Consider the following 15,525-nt stretch of genomic DNA (forward strand, 5'->3'; position numbering starts at 1 on the left):
ATCGAGGAGCCGGATCAGCCTCCGGCTCCGTTCGGGAAACGTAAAACGGGTAGCGCGGATTTGATCAAACAGAAGATCGACAAACTGGGGGTTGTCATCGCGCTTATCGCCATGCCAACACTCCTGTTTGTCCCGTTCGTCACGTTCAAGGCCAACCGGATCGTACAGGGACAGCCGGTTTGGGTTTTCTCGGCCTTGCCCACATGGGCCGCCGCCTGTTTGATGCTGGTAGTCATTGCCGTGCTCGTAAGCGCGATCTTGAAAGCGGGCGTGCTGGTCCGAATGACCGCGGCATGCCTTGGTCTTGTCACGGTGCTCATCGCGATCGGCCTCGCAGCCAGCTTTCTGACGCCGGAAGGCAATAGTTTTGCGCGCGTCTCGACGGCGACCGGTTTCTGGATGCTGCTGTTTGCGTTTGCGATGCTGCTGATTGATGCGCTGGCCCGATTGCGTCCAAGACCACTGGCCAGAATTCTCCTTCTCCTGGCCGGCCTCGCGCTACTCGGGCTGCTGGCGAGAATCGGCGTCTGGAATGAGCTTTCTCTCTTGAAAGAGTTTTCAAGCCGAGCCGACAGCTTCTGGCGCGAAGGTTGGCGACATCTGGCGCTTGCAGTCGGATCGCTTGTGATTGCCTTTGCCTTCGGATTGCCGCTTGGCATTCTGTGCTACCGGGTCGAGCGTTTGAGAGCCGCGATACTGAACGTTCTCAATGTCATTCAGACCATTCCATCGATCGCGCTCTTCGGACTGCTGATTGCGCCGCTCGGTTGGATAGCGGCAAATCTGCCTGGCGCATCCGAACTCGGCATCCGGGGTATCGGAGCCGCACCCGCCTTCATCGCGCTCGTTCTTTATGCGCTTCTTCCCATCGTGGCCAATACGGTGAGCGGCCTGGTTGGCGTGGATGCTGCCGTCAGCAATGCTGCCAAAGGCCTTGGCATGACCGATGGCCAGATCCTGCGACGGATAGAGTTGCCGCTTGCCATGCCCGCCATCCTCACGGCCATTCGCATTGTATTGGTGCAAAACATCGGCATGGCGACGATCGCGGCACTCATTGGCGGTGGCGGCTTCGGCGTCTTCGTTTTTCAGGGAATAGGGCAGACTGCGACGGATCTTGTGCTGCTTGGGGCGCTGCCAACTGTCGCGCTTGCCCTCTGTGCCGCCGTGATCATGGACGCGTTGACCGAACTTGCCACCCGCGCTCGCAAGGAGATTGCCACCGCATGATCGAGATAGACGAGATCTCCAAACTTTACGATGGGCGCGCTGTCGTGGACCGGGTTTCGATGCAGATTCCAGCGTCGACGATCACCGCGATCGTGGGCACATCCGGCTCCGGCAAGACCACGCTCATGCGCATGGTCAATCGCCTGATCGACCAAACCTCCGGGCAGATCAAAATCAACGGGCAGGATATAACAGGCACACAGCCCCACGAATTGCGGAGGCGAATAGGCTATGTCATCCAGGGACACGGCCTCTTCCCGCACCAAACGGTCTACGACAACATCGCGACGGTACCGCGTCTCCTGAAATGGGATAGAGCAAAGATCGAGCAAAAGGTGCGCGAACTGCTGGCCCTTTTTCAGCTGGAATTCGACAGCTTCGCGCGGCGATATCCGCATGAACTGTCCGGCGGTCAGCAGCAACGCGTCGGTGTAGCACGCGCCCTTGCGGCAGAGCCCGACCTGCTGCTGATGGACGAACCTTTTGGCGCGCTCGATCCGATCATCCGGGCCAAGGCGCAAAGCGATTTGCGGGATATTCAGCGTAAACTCGGCATGACAATTCTGCTTGTGACCCACGACATGGACGAAGCATTTCGTCTTTCCGATCGGATTGCCGTGATGAATGCGGGCAAGTTGCTGCAGTATGCAGAACCGCGAACGCTTTTGACGCATCCAGCGGATTCATTCGTGGCGGAAATGGTGGGGCAGGCAGAGCGCGCTTTCCGTCTCCTGTCCTTGAATGGCATCGACGCAATTGCCGAAGATGGGCAGGCCGCTGGCGCAGCTTTGCCCGCGGATCTGACCCAGCGCGAAGCCTTGTCAGACCTTCTCTGGAGCGGACGTGATGCGGCGCCCATTGCCCAGCCAGATGGAAACGCACCACGGCGGGTAACGCTTTCGCGCCTGCTTGCGGCGGCGGCGGAGCGATGATGCAGATCGCGGCGGGATCGTTGACAAGAGCGCTATTCGGCCTCGGCATTCTGGCCTTTCTTGTGAGGCCGGAATGGTTTGAACCGGCTCTTCGGCTGCTTGTCGATCAGAACATGCCGGTCATCTACCTTCAGGGCAATCTGCTGTCTCTTCTGCTCCAACATCTGGCCCTGGTTCTTGCCGCGACGACGGTAGCTGCCATCCTGGCTATCAGCGCCGCCATTTTCGTCACGCGGCCGGTCGGTAGTGATTTTCTGCCTCTTTCCCGCAGCATCGTTTCAATCGGCCAAACGTTTCCGCCCGTTGCAGTTCTGGCCCTTTGCGTGCCGGTTCTGGGGTTCGGCAACGGCCCCACCCTCGTAGCACTCATCTTCTATGGCCTTCTTCCGATCTTCGAGAATGCGCTGACGGCGCTGCGCACGATAGATCCAGCGGTTCTCGAGGCGGCACGAGGCAGCGGGATGAGCGAGCCACAGAGGCTCATGCGGGTTGAACTGCCACTCGCCATGCCCTTGATCATATCCGGCATTCGACTATCCGCAGTTATCAGCGTTGCGACGGCCACGATCGGTTCCACGGTGGCGGCAAAGACGCTGGGCGAAGTCATCGTTGCAGGTCTGCAAAGCTACAACTACGCCTTCATTCTCCAGGGGGGGGTGCTTGTGGCGGCACTGGCCTTGCTGATCCATGATAGCTTGACGATTCTAGAACGCCGGTTCGGTCTACGTCGGCTCGCAACGACTGACGGAAAACCCTGACAAGCACATCATCCGGCGTCCTGAAACAAACCCCGCCGAGTGTGTCTATCGATACAACGACTTCAGATTGGCGTCATGAGATGCGCCCCAAAAAAGCTCACCGCGCAAAGAAAGCAATGGGCTTCTTGTTTCTGCCCGCCATATTGGCGGAAGAACAATTCAAGCGCGGCAGGCTGGAGCTTGTTTTGCCGAGCGTCATCAACGTCGCTCCACCCCTTTATGCGGTTTATTCTTACAGTGCCTATCTTCCGGCGAAAATCAGAACATTCCGGGATTTCATCCGCCATCGCAGCAATCTCGGCTGGGTTCTCACCGGGGATGAACCACCGACCGAACCGGGCACACTGTAGCAATCTAACTCGGGATGTGGTGTCGCTTTGAATCTCGCGCACTCTAAAGAATGGTGCGGTCATGGCGGAAGAGGTGGGATTCGAACCCACGGTACGCTTTCACGCACGCCGGTTTTCAAGACCGGTTCCTTAAACCACTCGGACACTCTTCCATGTCTGCCGACGCAAAGCGCGACGGCTCGGTTTGGAGCGGTTTATAGTGATGTGATGGCTTGCGTCAACTGCACTCATACCGCACGCAACTGATTTTACGTGATCGTCAGACATTGGCGCGCACTCGAGCGGAACAGTGGCTCCAACAGTCGCGATGCACCCTTGGGGTTTTAGTCAAATGTTAACCATATTTGCGAGTAATTTTAATTATCCACTCTTTTGGATCGCAATTTGGCCACGTTGAGGGCAAAACTTCAGGCACATGAGAGCGACAGGGTCTCGGCCCTTGCGTGCTCGCCGTTTTGGGACGGTGCGTGTAGTGTGTTATGCGTGGGGCAAGAGTTTGAGTTCGCGAAAGAATAAGCTCGTTTTGGGTGCAAAGTGGCTTGGCGTCGCCTTTGTTTGTGCAAGCATGGCATCCTGCGCTTCGACATCCAACACGCCGACAGCGGCCAAAAAGAACAAGCCCAAAAGTAAGGAATATTTTGCGGAGAGCGAATATGGCGTGAAGGCCAGTCCGCGCGTGGTAGCAGATGGCCAGCCCGTACCGAAGGGTGGCGGCCGCTACATGGTGGGCAATCCTTACGAGGTCAAAGGCAAGGTCTACGTTCCCAAGGAAGATCCCAATTACAACAAGACTGGATTGGCTTCCTGGTACGGTTCTGCCTTCCACGGGCGGTACACGGCTAACGGGGAGGTGTATGACAGCGAACACCTGTCTGCGGCGCACCCGACATTCCCGCTGCCGAGCTATGCCCGCGTGACCAACATGGACACCGGCTCCTCCGTTGTTGTTCGTGTGAATGATCGTGGTCCATTCCATTCGGGTCGTATCATCGATGTCTCCGACAAGACGGCTGAACTGCTGGACTTCAAGCGGATCGGCACGGCACGCGTGAATGTTCAGTACGTCGGCAAGGCGGATCTCAGCGGTCACGACATGCCGTACTTGATGGCATCCTATGTGCGTAAGGGCAGCCGCCTGCCAGGTATCTATCCTGACCCGCAGATCGCAACAGGCGTGATGGTGGCTTCCAACCAGCCGCTGGGCGACCAGTTGCAGAGCTTTGCCCGCAATGGCGGCACGACCACCCCAGCGGCGCGCCCTAACACACCTAAAGCAGCAAAGCCGGAAACACGTATGCCCGCCGCGCCTGTGATGGCGCAGACCGCCGCTGTTTCTGCTCCGAAGCCGGTTCAGACTGCGGCAATTTCCGCACCGAAGCCGAGTGACAGACCGGCCAATCTTCCCAATGCACGTCCGCAAGTTGCGGCTGCCGCTCCCGTTGTTGCGCCAGTGACGTCCAGGCCCGTGGCGGCACCCGTTCATGCGCCTCAGCCCGCGCAAGTGGCAGTTGCAACACCTCAGCCCAAGAACGCAGTGCAGCCCGTCAAGCGCAGTGCTGCGCCGGCCTACACGTCTGAAACTGCCTATGCGGCACCGGCAAAGCGCGCACCAAGCGGGCCGCAGGTGGTTTTTGGAAACGTCATTCTTCGCGATGACGGAATGATGCAACAGGTCAACGATTCCGCAGGGCAAAAGCCTGCCAAGCGCTGATCCTTTGGTTGCGCAGGCGCCACTGCACTGCTAGCTATGCAAGCATGCGCTTGGCGAGTTTTACCATGATTTGCGGCTATACCCGTTCGACGCTTCTGATGGTCGCCGCCATGGCTGGCGGCCTGTTGACTGCCAGTCCTTCGGGTGCGCAGGGCCTGGCAGACCTGAAGGCGAAGCAAGTCTATCTGGTTGAATCAAAAAGCGGGACGGTGCTTCTCGCGCAGAACGAGAACCAGGCTTTTCCGCCCGCCTCACTTGCCAAGCTCATGACCATGGATCTGGTGTTCGAAGCCCTCAAGCAGGGTGAGCTTCAGCCGGACAACACCTTCCCTGTATCGGAAAATGCATGGCGAACCGGCGGCGCGCCATCTGGCACGACGACCATGTTTGCCGCTTTGCGATCCCAGATTCCGGTGATGGATCTGGTGCGCGGCGTCGTGGTGCATAATGCCAATGATGCCTGTATCATTCTCGCCGAAGGCATCTCTGGAAATGAGGCCAGCTTCGCAGCCCGCATGACCGCCAGGGCGAAGGACCTCGGGCTGACGCGCACCACATTCGGCAATTCGACCGGTCTGCCCGAACAGGAGAGCCGCACGACAGCGCGTGATCTGGTTGAACTTGCCCGCCACATTTACACGACCTATCCGGATTTCTACAAGCTCTATAGCCAGCCGGACTTTACGTGGAACAAGATTTTTCAGCGCAACAAGAATCCGCTTCTTACGCTGGGGATCGGTATAGATGGACTGGGAGCAGGCTATGCCGAAGGTGCCGGTTTCGCAGCCGTCGCTTCGGTAGAGCGTAACGGTACGCGACTGTTCATGGCGCTCGGCGGGCTTGCCAGCGACAAGGAGCGTTCAGAGGAATCGCGCCGGATCCTGGAATGGGCTCTGAGTTCGTTCGAAACCAGAACGGTGTTCAAGGCACAGGAAGTCATCGGGCAGGCCGCCGTCTATGGTGGCGCTCGTTCGCATGTCGATCTCGTGGCCAAGGATTCGGTGGATGTCTATGTGCCGAGCAAGAATCCGGAGCGGCTATCCGGGCGTATCGTCTATCACTGGCCTTTGCGTGCGCCCATCGAGCAGGGACAGCAGATCGGAACGCTCCGGATTTCGGAAGGCGAACGCGAGATAAAGTCGGTTCCTCTCTACGCAAATCAATCCGTTGGTGTCGGCGGACTTGTGTCAAAGGCCACGGATGCCGTACTGGAACTCATGTTCTTCTGGCTGTGATCTTGCGGCCAGTCGATCAAATTCAATTTTTGCGTGGTAGCAGCCGGTGCAGGACGATGCACCGACCAGCGCCACCGGAGACATGATGACCGTGACTGGAGCCACTGGCTTGTTCGTGACATTCGAAGGCGGCGAGGGGGCTGGCAAATCCACCCAGATCCGCCGGCTTGCCGCGAGCCTGAAGGACAAGGGCCATGATGTGTTGGTGACACGCGAACCGGGCGGATCGCCGGGTGCGGAAGCCGTTCGCCATGTGCTGCTGTCCGGTGGGGCAGAACGCTTTGGCGTTCGCATGGAGGCCATGCTGTTTGCCGCGGCACGCAACGACCATGTGGAGCAGGTCATCCGGCCAGCGCTGAACTCCGGCAGGGTGGTGCTGTGTGATCGTTTCATTGATTCGTCGCGAGTCTATCAGGGCATAACCGGAAATCTGGATGCGGCTTTCGTCGATGCGCTGGAAGAAATCGCAATCGATGGAGTTCGTCCTGATCTGACGATCATTCTGGACCTTCCGGCTTCGGTTGGCCTTGCCAGAGCACGCCAGCGCGGCGAGGCGGAAGGCGCATCGGACGCACCAGATCGCTTTGAAAAGGAAGAGGTCGAGGTTCACGAAAAGCGCAGGCAGGCGTTTTGCGAAATTGCTGAAGCCGCCCCAGAACGCTGTCGCCTGATCGATGCACAGCAGACCGAGGACGAGGTCGCAAGCGAGATCATGGCCATGGTGGATGCCATTATGCAAGAGCGCGGCGGCACGGGCATGGAACGATGAGCGAGACGAGCGGCGCGGTGCTGGATGGAGCAATCCCACCGCAACTGAACAACCGTCTGTTCGGACATGAACAGGCCGAGGAATTTCTGGCGCGCTTCTACAAGTCCGGGCGCAGTCATCACGCGATTCTCGTCGAAGGCCCCGAAGGGATTGGCAAGGCTACGCTTGCCTTCCGGTTTGCGAATCACGTTCTCTCTCATCCCATCCCTGAAGAGGCGCCGGATCATCTGGCCGATCCTGATCTCGACAGTATGGTCAGCCGGCAGATCGCGTCGGGCGCATCGCACAATCTGCTGCATCTTGCGCGACCCGTTGACGAAAAAACCGGGAAAACGAAAACCGCCATTACCGTTGACGAGGTGAGGCGGGCAGGGCACTTCTTTTCGCAGACCTCCGGTACTGGCAATTGGCGTATCGTGATTATCGATCCAGCCGACGATCTCAATCGCAATGCTGCAAATGCCATTTTGAAGATCCTCGAAGAGCCGCCCAAGCGCTCATTATTTCTGGTGCTGAGTCACGCGCCGGGCAAGCTTTTGCCCACCATTCGCTCGCGCTGCCTGCCGCTGAAGCTCAACCCGCTTTCGACCGACGACCTTACCCAAGCACTTGGCCACCTGCGGATCGAGCTGGACGGTGGTCAAACTGCGTTGAACGTGCTTGCCTCTGCTGGCGGTAGCGTATCGCGGGCGCTGAAGCTCCTGAACTATGGCGGCACGGAGATCGTCTCGGCCTTCGATGATATTCTTGCCGCGGAAGGACCTTCGGCACGGCGCGCAATGCACAGACTGGCCGATGTCCTGTCCGGCAAGGACAATGACGTGATCTTCGGTTTCTTCCTCGATCACATTTCCACCCACCTGATGCGACGAGCGCGCGATGCGGCTCTCGCGGGAGATCTGAGGCAAGCGGATCGTGTGTCCCGTCTGGTCTCGGAGGTCAGCGAACGCATTTCGATCTCGCAAGGGTACAATCTGGACCGCAAGCAGACCATCCTTTCACTGCTCGAAGACATTGCCCGCTGAGATTACGCAACTTGCTTGTTTCGCGATGCCGAAACATGGGGTAAGACGCGGGCGATAGAAATCACGAACTGAACGCTGGCTTTGATGTCCTCAAAAACGCCCTACTACATTACGACCGCCATTTCCTATCCCAACGGCAAGCCGCATATCGGCCATGCCTATGAGTTGATTGCGACCGATGCCATGGCACGCTTCCAGCGGCTGGACGGCAAGGACGTGTTCTTCCTTACAGGAACGGATGAACACGGCCAGAAAATGCAGCAGACGGCGCGCAATGAAGGCATTACTGCTGCGGAACTGGCCGAGCGGAATTCCAGCGAATTCCGCGAGATGGGCAAGCTGCTGAACTCCTCCAACGACGACTTCATTCGCACGACCGAGGCGCGTCACCACGCGACCGTGCAGGAAGTGTGGCGCCGGATGGAAAAGAACGGCGACATCTACAAGGACAGCTACGCAGGCTGGTACTCCGTTCGCGACGAAGCCTATTTTCAGGAAGAAGAGACGGAACTGCGGGCCGACGGCGTACGCTATGGTCCGCAGGGAGCGCCTGTGGAGTGGGTGGAGGAGGAGAGCTATTTCTTCAAGCTGTCCGCCTATGAAGACAAGCTGCTGAAGCTTTACGAAGACCAGCCGGATTTCATTGGTCCGAATGAGCGCCGTAACGAGGTTATTTCCTTCGTCAAATCCGGCCTCAAGGATCTTTCGATTTCGCGCACCACATTCGACTGGGGCATCAAGGTACCGGGCGACGACAAGCATGTGATGTATGTCTGGGTCGATGCCCTGACCAACTACATCACCGCCACCGGCTATGTGGAAGATGAGAACGGTCCGCGCGCGAAATACTGGCCTGCGGATGCGCACATCATTGGCAAGGACATCATTCGCTTTCACGCCGTCTATTGGCCGGCCTTCCTGATGTCGGCGGGCCTGCCGCTGCCGAAACGCGTCTATGCACACGGCTTCCTGCTCAACAAGGGCGAGAAGATGTCGAAGTCGGTGGGCAACGTGATCGATCCGGTCAATCTGGTGAACCATTTCGGTCTCGACCAGGTGCGCTATTTCTTCCTGCGCGAAGTGTCGTTCGGTCAGGACGGCAGCTATTCGGAGGAGGGGATTGCAACCCGCATCAACGCCGATCTCGCCAATGGCATCGGCAATCTGGCATCGCGTTCTCTTTCGATGATTGCCAAAAACTGCGAGGGCAAAATCCCGGAACCCGGTCCGCTGACGGATGCCGACAAGGCCATTCTGGCAACGGCAGATGAGGCAATCGCCATCTGCCGCGAGGAAATGGGCCGCCAGCAGATCCACAAGGCCGTGGCGGCGGTGATCAACATCGTCAACGAAGCCGACCGCTATTTCGCGGCGCAGGAGCCATGGGTTCTGCGCAAGACGGATGTCGCCCGCATGGGTACAGTGCTGTGGGTAACGGCAGAAGTCGTTCGCCAGATCGCCATTCTCTTCCAGCCGATCATGCCTGCATCATCAGCAAAGATCCTCGATCTGGTGGCCGTTGCGGAAGAGGACCGCACCTTCGACAAACTGGGCGAGGCGGGTCGCCTGAAGCCCGGTACCGTGCTGGAAGCGCCGAGCCCGGTTTTCCCGCGCTACGTTGCCCCGGAAGCAGACAAGGCCTGATAGTCGAAATGCTGATTGATACCCATTGCCATCTGGATTTTGCCGACTTCGACGCGGAGCGTGACGAGCTTGTGGCTCGCGCGCATGCCGCAGGTGTCAAGCAGATGGTGACTATCTCGACTTGCGTGCGCAAACTTCAGACCTTGCTGGATCTGACCGAGCGTTACGACAGCGTATTCTGTTCCGTAGGCACGCACCCGAACAATGCTGGTGAAGAACTGGACGTAACCGCTGACGATCTGGTGCGGCTGGCGGAAAGCCACGAGAAGATCGTGGCGATCGGCGAGGCGGGTCTCGATTACTTCTATGACACGCAGAAGCCGGAGGACCAGCAGACGGGTCTTCGCCGCCATATCGAGGCGGCGCGACGCACACGGCTTCCACTGGTGATCCATAGTCGCAGCGCTGACGATGACATGGCCGCCATCCTGCGTGAAGAGACAGAGAAGGGGGACTTTCCCTTCATTCTTCACTGCTTCTCTGCCGGTCAGGCGCTTGCCGATGCGGGTGTCGAACTCGGCGGGTATGTTTCCTTTTCCGGTATTCTGACATTCCCGAAATCCGAGGACATTCGCGAGATAGCCCAAACGGTCCCACTCGACCGGCTGCTGGTGGAGACCGATGCGCCCTACCTTGCGCCAAAGCGCTGGCGTGGGAAACGCAACGAGCCTTCCTATGTCGTCAACACAGCGGAAGTGCTGGCCGAGGTGAAGGCCATCTCCTACGAGGAGATGGCGCGCATCACGACCGAGAATGCGTTCCGCTGCTTTTCGAAGATGAAGAAGGTCGCATAAGTGCTGGCAAAGGGTTACAGGCGGCGGTTCACCATACTGGGATGTTCGTCGTCTCCCGGCGTGCCGCGTCTGGATGGTGACTGGGGCGCGTGCGACCCTCTGGAACCGAAAAACCGCCGGCGGCGCGCTTCGTTTCTTGTCCAGCAGATTGCACCGGATGGCGAGATGACCACTGTCGTCATCGACACCGGGCCGGACTTTCGCGAACAGATGATTTCGGCTGGCGTGAAGCGGATCAATGCCGTGCTCTACACGCACGCGCACGCCGATCACCTGCACGGTATCGACGATATTCGCGGCTATTTTCATTCTCAGCGGATGCGGATTCCGATCTATGCGGACCCGTTCACGATGGATCGCATCCGGGCCGGTTTCGGTTATTGCCTCGAAACACCGGCGGGCGGCAATTATCCGCCAATCGTAACGCCGAACCTGATAACCAATCTCGATCAACCGATCATCGTTGAAGGGCCGGGGGGCGCGATCCCGTTTGTCGCGCATCGCCAGTTCCATGGAGACATCGAGTCACTCGGGTTTCGCATCGGCGATGTTGCCTATTGTAGCGATGTGAGCGGTTTTCCACCCGAAACGCCGGAAAAGCTGCAGGATCTCGATACGCTGATCATTGACGCACTTCAGTATCGGCCGCATCCCAGCCATTATTCCCTGAGCGAAGCGCTGGAGTGGATCGAGAGGCTCAAGCCGCGCAAGGCCTTGCTGACGCATATGCATATTCCGCTGGACTATTGGACGGTGCAGCAGGAAACTCCCGACCATGTCGAACCGGCCTATGACGGGCTGAGTTTCGAAGTGCACGGACACGATTGAAGCTGAGGATTGAAGCGTATGGGTCTGCTGATCTGTCACGGCATTCTGATCGGATTGGCGGCGACCGTCGCGATGGATATCTGGGCACTCATCCTGCATCTGGTTTTCAAGCAGAACAAACCAAACTGGGCGCCGGCGGGACGCTGGTTTCACCGCGTCGCGCGCGGACATTTCCTGCATCAGGATCTCAGTGCAATCGAAGCGTTTCCTCAGGAACAGGCAGTCGGCTGGTTTGGTCATTACGCGGTTGGCGTGGCCTACGGTATCATCTTCGCGCTGATCGTCGGGCCTTTATGGTTCGCAGCGCCAACATTCATCCCGGCCTGGATCTTCGGGATCGTGACCATCGGCGCCGGTTGGTTCATCATGCAGCCGGGCATGGGGTTTGGGGTAGCTGCGTCGAAGACACCCAGTCCAAACAAGGTGCGTCTCTTGAATTTTGCAGCTCACACAGTGTTTGCGCTGGGCATGTATGGCAGCGGGCTGATCCTGATCGCATAGCGACGATGATAGAATAGAAGAACGCATACGAGAAAAGGGCACAATCAAGCATATATTATAGAACAGCCCTTGATTGAAATCAGATAAGCCAAATTATGGAACTGAAAGTCGCCTTTGCTGAACCATCAAATCGACCAATGTGATGATCAAAGTTCCGGTAGATATATAATCAACCCCCTTGAGCGGCAGCGCGTTTGCAGGAAATAACGGTCACGTGCTACCGATATACTGGAAGTAAGCCCAGGCTAGGATAAAGGCCGCCATGACGCCTACAATGACCAGTGCCTTTTTCACGGTCGGCGGCGTTTGCCGCGGCGGTTTGACCGGCTTCGGCTTGTTGAACTTGATGACGTCACCCATAATAAATTCCGTAGTTCTGATCTTCTGCGTTTAACCGGCCGATGCTGTCGCACCATGTCGGCAGTTCGTGGAATGATTCCGGTCCGTCCTCCATTCTAAAGCCTGTATTGTTCATGGCAACATCACTGGTGCGGGGCTAACACGCCTTCTGAGGAAGCGCTGAAGACCTATGCTTTGAAGGATTAAAGCCTACAAATCTCCAGTGACACTGCAAAGCTCGATATGCAGGAGACGTCCTACGAGAGATCCATCGAGAAATATATTTCTGAATAACCGGATCAGATCAAATCGTGGCTTTGTTAATAATCCTAAATTCTCGAGAGTCGGCATTCGTTCCGAACTTTTCCGACGTTAGGAATTCTTCCAGACAGTGCCTCAGCTTAGCTAAAGGAGCGAGAAATGAGATTCAGTAGCATCACAGGCTATGGTAATGAGCCGGAACAGAATACGATTGGGGGCCGCATCTCAATCGCCCGGGAGACGCTAGAACTATCTTTGAACAAAGCTGCCGGGACAGTGGATGTCAGCCAAACTGTGTGGTCCAACTGGGAGCGCGATCGATGTGAGCCACCCCCGCAAATGCTTGTTCGTATTGCCGAGACCCTGCAGGTGACCCTTTACTGGCTCTTGACCGGCCGAGGTGTTGGTCCGTGCTGGCGGGATCTCATCGAGATTTCGCCCTCCACATTAGAGTGCTGCTGGCAAGCTATGGAGCCATCCCCTCTGGCAGAAATCTTTTTCCCGTCAAGCCGGTTGACTGCCCCTCGTTAGTGGCTATTTCTCGCCTCCTCGCAACGACGATGCCGAATCTTGATCGGGTTCGGTCCAGATTGAAACCATGACCCAAATTGAGACGTTCGAGAGTGTAGATTGGCGGAACGGTTGGCGAATTCCAGCCAGACGCAAGCATGAGGTGGTAACCCTTATGTCACAGCCAGGATGAACCGGGCGCAGAAAGGGGCAATGATATGACCGACTTGGAACAGCATATGGACTCACAAGAAGTAGCACTGGCACTGTATCTGGAAGAGAACGACGGTGACCGTCTGACCGATATCCTTGTTGCTGCGCTCGATGATGCCCTGCGCCTCATGCAGGAAGATGCCGGGCGCCAGACCCTCCATTAATAGGCATATCGTCGTGCGTTTGTGTGCGCAGCGGTTTAGCGATAACGATATGCGCTTTAGCTCCTAACGTTTGGAGTTACCGTATCTACGGTGACAAAATGTTACTTACGTAAAATGCGGAAGATCGATTTTCACGATCAGGCCACGCTGGTTCAACCCCGAGTACAATGAAACAGACCCACCGTGCACAGTGGCTATTTCCTCGACAATGGGAAGACCCAGGCCTGTGCCACGATCGTCAGCCCGGTCCGCACGATCAAAACGTCTCATCACTGTTCCGATCTTGTCAGGTGGGATTCCCGGTCCATCATCCTCGATTTCCAGCCGAATGGATCGTTCCGTCCGCACTACCCGCGTAGTCACCTCAGCGCCCGGCCCTGCGTAGAGCAGCGCGTTTGAGATAAGGTTCTTCATTAGCTCGGCGATGAGAAGCGGTTCTGCCCGAATGAACGCCTCGCCCTCGCCCTCAAAACCAAGATCAATTCCGGCTTCTGCGGCCGCCGGCACGTATTCGCCTGTCACATCGCGCGCCAGATGAACAAGATCGACTTGTTCAAGCTTTGAGATGGAAGATGCGGTTGCGTCCAGCCGCGACATGGTCAGCAGTTGCGCAAGCACACGTTCGGCACGAGCGATTGCCGCGTCTGCATGCTCGATCGCTTCTCGTGCAACAGTCGGATCATTCGACCTGGCGGCCAGAGCGAGCTGCGTTCGCACCACAGCGAGCGGTGTTCGCAGCTGATGGCTGGCATTGCCGGTAAAGTGACGGAGCGCCTCCAGCGAGGACTGAAGCCTGATCATGAAGGAGTTGATGGTCTCCACGAGGCCCTCGACCTCAGACGGGACTGTCTCCTGAATGGGTTCCAGATCTTCAGGATTGCGCCGGGCAATGGCCTCTCCCAGACGATTGAGCGGTCGCAAGGCAAGGGAAACCGCCACCCAAACGATGACAGCCGCTCCGGACATCATCAGGATCAGCCGCAACGCGGAATGCAGAAGGATCGACCGCGCCAGCTGTCGCCTCGCGATCGTCGTTTCCGCAACCGTAACCGTGAAGGGAACAGAGGAAATGCCCGTGGAAGCAGAGCGCGCTAGGGTAGCCACCCTGATCGGATCACCCCGGAACTGCAAATTGTCGAAGACCGCCGCCTGCCCTTCCTTCTGGGGAAGCGTCGGCAAGGTCTGATAGCCGGTGATGAAGCTGCCCGATGGGCCATCGACCCTGTAGAACACACGGTCCTGCGCAGCGGAGGTCAGCATTTCCAAGGCCACGTAAGGAATATCCACTTCCAGCGAGCCGTCTTCGGCAACGACCACCCGCTCGGCAATGGCCAGCGCGGAGCCAGCCAGCACGCGGTCAGATACCTCGTTGGCGGTTTGCTGCGCTTCTCTCCAGGTATCGACCAGAGCAATGCTGCCGAGCACCGCCGTACCGGCCAGCAGCCAGAGAAGCAGGCGTCCGCGGATGGAGTGCGTGACCGACCTCATGTTTCGGTCTGGGCCTGATCAAGGTAATACCCTATCCCGCGGGCCGTCTTCACGGTAAGCCCATAGGCTTGGAGCCGTTTGCGCAGGCGGCTGACATATTGCTCGATCGCATTCGCGGACAGATCATCATCGAAACCAGAGAGCGAGCCGATGATGGCATCCTTGCTGACCACTTTCCCAGCCCGCAAAAAAAGAAGCTCCAGCAGAGCCAGTTCACGCGCCGGAATATCAACCGGACGTCCAGCACTCGTGAAGCTGCGCGATGTCAGATCGAAGGCCAGCGCCCCAAACTCGACGCGCGAACTGCGCAAACCCGCCTGACGCCTGAGGAGAACGCGAATACGCGCTTCAAGCTCGGAAACATCGAACGGCTTCGTGAGATAATCATCTGCGCCGAGATCCAGCCCCCTCACCCGTTCTTCAGGCGCGCCACGCGCCGTAACGATGATAACGGCTGCCTGATTCTGATGCGAGCGAAGAGAGCGCAATACATCCAGCCCATCCATCTCCGGGAGGTTCAGATCGAGGATGATGAGATCGAAGGCTTCCGCTCTTGCGGCCGATTCTGCCGAGAGACCGTCACCCACGACATCGACCGTGTAGCCGCTGCCGCGCAGGATTGTCGCCAGACCTTCCGAAAGCGTCGCGTTGTCTTCAACCAGCAGAATTCGCAAAGAAATCTCCCCCTAGATAAGCTTCACGATAGAGGCGAAATGAGCGCCTGTCACGCCGCGATGGCCCAGATTCGCGAGCTTCCGCTTGTGGATAGCGAT

General features: G+C 57.8%; 17 protein-coding genes and 1 tRNA gene. 14 read left to right on the plus strand and 4 right to left on the minus strand.

Features of this window, described 5'->3' with window-relative positions; genetic code table 11:
• Window positions 1–63 precede the first annotated feature (63 nt).
• Genes MUU53_RS03055 through MUU53_RS03070 form a run of 4 tightly spaced genes read left to right on the plus strand, consistent with a single transcriptional unit; the run spans window position 64 to window position 3,270 of the window.
• Window positions 64–1,230 (plus strand): ABC transporter permease, encoded by a 1,167-nt coding sequence (locus MUU53_RS03055; protein ID WP_247259654.1) that lies wholly within the window; start codon window positions 64–66, stop codon window positions 1,228–1,230.
• Window positions 1,227–2,162: an ABC transporter ATP-binding protein gene (locus tag MUU53_RS03060; protein WP_247259542.1), complete on the plus strand. Its 936-nt coding sequence runs from the start codon at window positions 1,227–1,229 to the stop codon at window positions 2,160–2,162. Before MUU53_RS03055 ends, MUU53_RS03060 begins: the two co-directional genes overlap by 4 nt.
• Window positions 2,162–2,920 (plus strand): ABC transporter permease, encoded by a 759-nt coding sequence (locus MUU53_RS03065; RefSeq protein WP_247259655.1) that lies wholly within the window; start codon window positions 2,162–2,164, stop codon window positions 2,918–2,920. The genes MUU53_RS03060 and MUU53_RS03065 overlap by 1 nt, the downstream gene beginning before the upstream one ends.
• A 41-nt stretch (window positions 2,921–2,961) precedes the next feature.
• Window positions 2,962–3,270 (plus strand): LysR substrate-binding domain-containing protein, encoded by a 309-nt coding sequence (locus MUU53_RS03070; protein ID WP_247259543.1) that lies wholly within the window; start codon window positions 2,962–2,964, stop codon window positions 3,268–3,270.
• A 62-nt stretch (window positions 3,271–3,332) separates the two neighbouring features.
• Here MUU53_RS03070 and MUU53_RS03075 read toward each other — a convergent pair.
• Window positions 3,333–3,422 (minus strand) — tRNA-Ser (locus MUU53_RS03075).
• 344 nt (window positions 3,423–3,766) lie between these two features.
• Here MUU53_RS03075 and MUU53_RS03080 point away from each other — a divergent pair.
• From MUU53_RS03080 to MUU53_RS03115, 8 genes are all read left to right on the plus strand, one after another.
• The gene (locus MUU53_RS03080) at window positions 3,767–4,981 is read left to right on the plus strand and encodes a septal ring lytic transglycosylase RlpA family protein (protein WP_247259544.1); all 1,215 of its coding nucleotides are present in this window, start codon (window positions 3,767–3,769) and stop codon (window positions 4,979–4,981) included.
• A gap of 98 nt (window positions 4,982–5,079) precedes the next feature.
• Complete coding sequence (locus tag MUU53_RS03085) at window positions 5,080–6,216, plus strand: D-alanyl-D-alanine carboxypeptidase family protein (protein ID WP_377307249.1); 1,137 nt, start codon at window positions 5,080–5,082, stop codon at window positions 6,214–6,216.
• Window positions 6,217–6,307: 91 nt separating this feature from the next.
• Complete coding sequence (gene tmk, locus MUU53_RS03090) at window positions 6,308–6,985, plus strand: dTMP kinase (protein ID WP_247259657.1); 678 nt, start codon at window positions 6,308–6,310, stop codon at window positions 6,983–6,985.
• A complete protein-coding gene (locus tag MUU53_RS03095) occupies window positions 6,982–8,010 on the plus strand; it encodes a DNA polymerase III subunit delta' (protein ID WP_247259545.1) in 1,029 nt (342 codons plus the stop codon). The genes tmk and MUU53_RS03095 overlap by 4 nt, the downstream gene beginning before the upstream one ends.
• 84 nt (window positions 8,011–8,094) lie before the next feature.
• Window positions 8,095–9,654 (plus strand): methionine--tRNA ligase, encoded by a 1,560-nt coding sequence (gene metG, locus MUU53_RS03100; protein ID WP_247259546.1) that lies wholly within the window; start codon window positions 8,095–8,097, stop codon window positions 9,652–9,654.
• 8 nt (window positions 9,655–9,662) lie between these two features.
• Complete coding sequence (locus MUU53_RS03105) at window positions 9,663–10,448, plus strand: TatD family hydrolase (protein ID WP_247259547.1); 786 nt, start codon at window positions 9,663–9,665, stop codon at window positions 10,446–10,448.
• The gene (locus tag MUU53_RS03110) at window positions 10,449–11,276 is read left to right on the plus strand and encodes an MBL fold metallo-hydrolase (protein WP_377307242.1); all 828 of its coding nucleotides are present in this window, start codon (window positions 10,449–10,451) and stop codon (window positions 11,274–11,276) included. It begins immediately after the preceding gene.
• An 18-nt stretch (window positions 11,277–11,294) separates the two neighbouring features.
• Window positions 11,295–11,777, plus strand: coding sequence for a DUF2938 domain-containing protein (locus tag MUU53_RS03115; protein ID WP_247259548.1), 483 nt, complete (start codon window positions 11,295–11,297; stop codon window positions 11,775–11,777).
• Window positions 11,778–11,987: 210 nt separating this feature from the next.
• Here the strand turns inward: MUU53_RS03115 and MUU53_RS03120 are convergent, their stop codons facing one another.
• The gene (locus MUU53_RS03120) at window positions 11,988–12,137 is read right to left on the minus strand and encodes a hypothetical protein (protein ID WP_247259549.1); all 150 of its coding nucleotides are present in this window, start codon (window positions 12,135–12,137) and stop codon (window positions 11,988–11,990) included.
• A gap of 399 nt (window positions 12,138–12,536) precedes the next feature.
• Between MUU53_RS03120 and MUU53_RS03125 the strand changes: the two genes are divergently transcribed.
• Both MUU53_RS03125 and MUU53_RS03130 read left to right on the plus strand, forming a co-directional pair.
• On the plus strand, window positions 12,537–12,908 hold the full coding sequence (locus MUU53_RS03125) for a helix-turn-helix domain-containing protein (protein ID WP_247259550.1): 372 nt from the start codon (window positions 12,537–12,539) through the stop codon (window positions 12,906–12,908).
• A 197-nt stretch (window positions 12,909–13,105) separates the two neighbouring features.
• Window positions 13,106–13,264: a hypothetical protein gene (locus MUU53_RS03130; RefSeq protein WP_247259551.1), complete on the plus strand. Its 159-nt coding sequence runs from the start codon at window positions 13,106–13,108 to the stop codon at window positions 13,262–13,264.
• Window positions 13,265–13,369: 105 nt separating this feature from the next.
• Here the strand turns inward: MUU53_RS03130 and MUU53_RS03135 are convergent, their stop codons facing one another.
• Entirely contained in the window at window positions 13,370–14,752 is a 1,383-nt protein-coding gene (locus MUU53_RS03135) for a sensor histidine kinase (protein WP_247259552.1), read from the minus strand.
• The gene (locus MUU53_RS03140; RefSeq protein ID WP_062554803.1) at window positions 14,749–15,426 is read right to left on the minus strand and encodes a response regulator transcription factor; all 678 of its coding nucleotides are present in this window, start codon (window positions 15,424–15,426) and stop codon (window positions 14,749–14,751) included. The genes MUU53_RS03135 and MUU53_RS03140 overlap by 4 nt, the downstream gene beginning before the upstream one ends.
• Window positions 15,427–15,525: the final 99 nt, after the last annotated feature.

The sequence above is a fragment of the Affinirhizobium lemnae genome (assembly GCF_022968395.1).
GTDB classification, from domain to species: Bacteria; Pseudomonadota; Alphaproteobacteria; order Rhizobiales; family Rhizobiaceae; genus Neorhizobium; species Neorhizobium lemnae.

Excerpts from the sequence above, each read along its gene's own strand:
- MUU53_RS03060 (WP_247259542.1), top strand. The coding sequence starts at position 1,227 with ATGATCGAGATAGACGAGATCTCCAAACTTTACGATGGGCGCGCTGTC.
- MUU53_RS03065 (WP_247259655.1), top strand. The coding sequence starts at position 2,162 with ATGCAGATCGCGGCGGGATCGTTGACAAGAGCGCTATTCGGCCTCGGC.
- MUU53_RS03085 (WP_377307249.1), top strand. The coding sequence starts at position 5,080 with ATGGTCGCCGCCATGGCTGGCGGCCTGTTGACTGCCAGTCCTTCGGGT.
- MUU53_RS03095 (WP_247259545.1), top strand. The coding sequence starts at position 6,982 with ATGAGCGAGACGAGCGGCGCGGTGCTGGATGGAGCAATCCCACCGCAA.
- metG (WP_247259546.1), top strand. The coding sequence starts at position 8,095 with ATGTCCTCAAAAACGCCCTACTACATTACGACCGCCATTTCCTATCCC.
- MUU53_RS03105 (WP_247259547.1), top strand. The coding sequence starts at position 9,663 with ATGCTGATTGATACCCATTGCCATCTGGATTTTGCCGACTTCGACGCG.
- MUU53_RS03115 (WP_247259548.1), top strand. The coding sequence starts at position 11,295 with ATGGGTCTGCTGATCTGTCACGGCATTCTGATCGGATTGGCGGCGACC.
- MUU53_RS03120 (WP_247259549.1), bottom strand. The coding sequence starts at position 12,137 with ATGGGTGACGTCATCAAGTTCAACAAGCCGAAGCCGGTCAAACCGCCG.
- MUU53_RS03125 (WP_247259550.1), top strand. The coding sequence starts at position 12,537 with ATGAGATTCAGTAGCATCACAGGCTATGGTAATGAGCCGGAACAGAAT.
- MUU53_RS03130 (WP_247259551.1), top strand. The coding sequence starts at position 13,106 with ATGACCGACTTGGAACAGCATATGGACTCACAAGAAGTAGCACTGGCA.
- MUU53_RS03135 (WP_247259552.1), bottom strand. The coding sequence starts at position 14,752 with ATGAGGTCGGTCACGCACTCCATCCGCGGACGCCTGCTTCTCTGGCTG.